At 40.0% G+C, this 2,271-nt stretch carries 4 protein-coding genes; 1 reads left to right on the top strand and 3 read right to left on the bottom strand.

Annotated features, from left to right (window positions below; genetic code table 11):
* The first annotated feature begins 270 nt into the window (after nucleotides 1-270).
* The gene (locus IQ242_RS22920; RefSeq protein ID WP_193961534.1) at nucleotides 271-843 is read left to right on the top strand and encodes a manganese efflux pump MntP family protein; all 573 of its coding nucleotides are present in this window, start codon (nucleotides 271-273) and stop codon (nucleotides 841-843) included.
* Between the two features lie 17 nt (nucleotides 844-860).
* Here the strand turns inward: IQ242_RS22920 and queC are convergent, their stop codons facing one another.
* From queC to IQ242_RS22905, 3 genes are read right to left on the bottom strand one after another with little or no spacing between them, the layout of a single operon-like run.
* Nucleotides 861-1,559 carry a 7-cyano-7-deazaguanine synthase QueC gene (gene queC / locus IQ242_RS22915; RefSeq protein WP_193961533.1) on the bottom strand — a complete coding sequence of 233 codons (699 nt, stop codon included), beginning with the start codon at nucleotides 1,557-1,559 and terminating at the stop codon, nucleotides 861-863.
* The gene (locus tag IQ242_RS22910; protein WP_002781773.1) at nucleotides 1,559-1,921 is read right to left on the bottom strand and encodes a hypothetical protein; all 363 of its coding nucleotides are present in this window, start codon (nucleotides 1,919-1,921) and stop codon (nucleotides 1,559-1,561) included. Before IQ242_RS22910 ends, queC begins: the two co-directional genes overlap by 1 nt.
* Nucleotides 1,918-2,235, bottom strand: a complete 318-nt coding sequence (locus tag IQ242_RS22905; protein WP_002736011.1) for a hypothetical protein — start codon at nucleotides 2,233-2,235, stop codon at nucleotides 1,918-1,920. The genes IQ242_RS22910 and IQ242_RS22905 overlap by 4 nt, the downstream gene beginning before the upstream one ends.
* Between the last annotated feature and the right edge of the window lie 36 nt (nucleotides 2,236-2,271).

Raw genomic sequence — 2,271 nt, 5'->3', positions numbered from 1 at the left:
CCAGTAATGTGGTTTTAAACCTTTTCAATTCGATCCGCTCACTAATTAAGTAGCTGGTTATAATTAAATTAAAAATGGATTTTAGGTTCGATCCCCCCTTAGTCCCCCCTTAATCCCCCCTTGATAAGGGGGGCATCTGACAACTTTTAACGCCTACCTACTTAGGTTAGAGAAATGATAGATAAATGAGAGGATCATGATAGAAATATGAAAGTTTTCTGGGTAAAAATTAGTTAAGATAGGGGGAAATTAAAGGATAAACAACTATAGATGTTTACTTCACTCGAACTTTTAACCACTTCCTTTGTTGCCGTGGGATTAGCCGCCGATGCCGTGGCCGTTTCTCTGACCAGTGGCCTGATGATTCGTCATATTCATGTTAATAAGGCTTTGAAAATTGCTTTGTTTTTTGGCGGATTTCAAGCGATTATGCCGATGATCGGTTGGGGTATCGGTCTAACTTGTCGCGAGTTCCTCGCCTCTTTTGACCACTGGATCGCTTTTATTATTTTAGGGGCGATCGGCAGTAAAATGATCTACGAAGCTGTTCAAAATGATGACGAGGAAAAAAAATTTAATCCTCTAGATTCCTATACTTTAATCGGATTAGCGATCGCTACTAGCATCGATGCTTTAGTAGTTGGTTTGGGTCTATCGATGATTAAAACTCCCTTACTTTTAGCTTGCACTGTCATCGGTTCTATTACCTTTGCTTTATGTTTTATAGCTGTTTTTATCGGGCATAAATTCGGTAATTTATTTAGTCAAAAGGTGGAAATTCTCGGCGGTTTAGTTTTAATATTAATCGGCAGTAAAATCCTCATTGAACATTTAATTGCCTAGATTATCTCCATTTTTCACTATCGGCCTCCTTTTCCTGACTGTTTCAAGAAGGAAGTAGCTAATTCGGGATAACCAGCCTCAATTAAAGCCTGATCTCTGATGCGACAGGAATCGCATAAACCGCAGGGTTCAACTTCTCCTTGATAACAAGACCAAGTATCAGCAATGGGAACCCCTAAACTAACGGCACGACGGACGATATCTACCTTACTATCCATCACCAAAGGGGCAATTAATTGGGGTGCTTTCCCTTCTAAACCCGCTTTCGATGATAAATTAGCTAAAGTTTGAAAGGCATCTAAATACTCGGGACGACAATCGGGATAACCAGAATAATCCACCGCATTAATTCCTAAATATATCGCCTCCGCTTCCCTTGCTTCCGCTAAAGAAAGAGCGATCGAAATAAAAACTGTATTTCTCCCCGGCACATAGGTAATCGGGATAATATCTGGGTTAATTCCCTCTTGGGGAATAGCTATAGATTGATCCGTTAAAGCGGAACCTCCCCACAAAGATAGATTGACTTCGATCAGATGATGTTCTTTAATATTGAGGAAATTAGCAATTTTTTTCGCCGCTGCTAATTCCCGCTCGTGTCTTTGTCCATAACGAAAGGAAAGGGCAATTAATTGATAACCAGCAGCTAGAGCGATCGCTGCTGTTGTCGCTGAATCTAATCCCCCGGAAAGTAAAATAATCGCCTTTTTTGTCATTATCCTAATGTCACCTGTGTTTGTTGATAATTAGCTACTAAGATAAATTGTTTTAGCCACCGCGAACCTAACAAAATCTCCTTAATTGCCTCCCCTGCAAAGACGGGAATTTCGTATTCTTGACCATCAATTCTTACTCTGCCTAAATATATATCAAAAAATGCTTCTCCTTGAGCGGTTATCAATTTATTTTGTCGCAAAAAACGCCAATCAAGACTGTCAGCATCTTGACTATTTATGGCTAAAAACTCGGTAAAACCCGTATCCAGCATGACTTCTGCGGGTAGAATCAATCCATCATCGCCAACTAAATCGATATCAAAATAAATTTGTCCTTTGGTTCCAAATCTCCCTTCAATCATATTCTGCCACTAACTCCAGTTTCATTAATGCCAAAGATATGATGGATTTTGTCGGGATATTTTGCCCTTGCTTTTTTACTGGCCACTTCTTGATCGGGATCGATAAAATAATCGCCGCTATCGGGTTCGATCGCAATGTACCAACCATAATAATGTTTCATTAACCGGGGCTGTAAACTCTGAAAAATCGGCCAACAACGATGATAAAATTCTAATTGTCGGGCGCGATGTTTGGCCTTTTCTTCCTCTGTAGATTGAATCTCCGGAAAAACTCGACCACGACGCACTACTCGTTCAGAATTGTTGTTAGACATAGTATTTAACCTCTTGTTAGTCAATTAGGGGTTGGG

This window comes from Microcystis sp. LEGE 08355, from assembly GCF_015207185.1.
Classification (GTDB): domain Bacteria; phylum Cyanobacteriota; class Cyanobacteriia; order Cyanobacteriales; family Microcystaceae; genus Microcystis; species Microcystis panniformis.
Note: the sequence above shows the minus strand (reverse complement) of the source record. Positions and strands in the feature narration are given on the sequence as shown.

What these genes read in the sequence shown, in the direction of transcription:
- IQ242_RS22920 (WP_193961534.1), top strand. Translation starts at nt 271, where the DNA reads ATGTTTACTTCACTCGAACTTTTAACCACTTCCTTTGTTGCCGTGGGA.
- queC (WP_193961533.1), bottom strand. Translation starts at nt 1,559, where the DNA reads ATGACAAAAAAGGCGATTATTTTACTTTCCGGGGGATTAGATTCAGCG.
- IQ242_RS22910 (WP_002781773.1), bottom strand. Translation starts at nt 1,921, where the DNA reads ATGATTGAAGGGAGATTTGGAACCAAAGGACAAATTTATTTTGATATC.
- IQ242_RS22905 (WP_002736011.1), bottom strand. Translation starts at nt 2,235, where the DNA reads ATGTCTAACAACAATTCTGAACGAGTAGTGCGTCGTGGTCGAGTTTTT.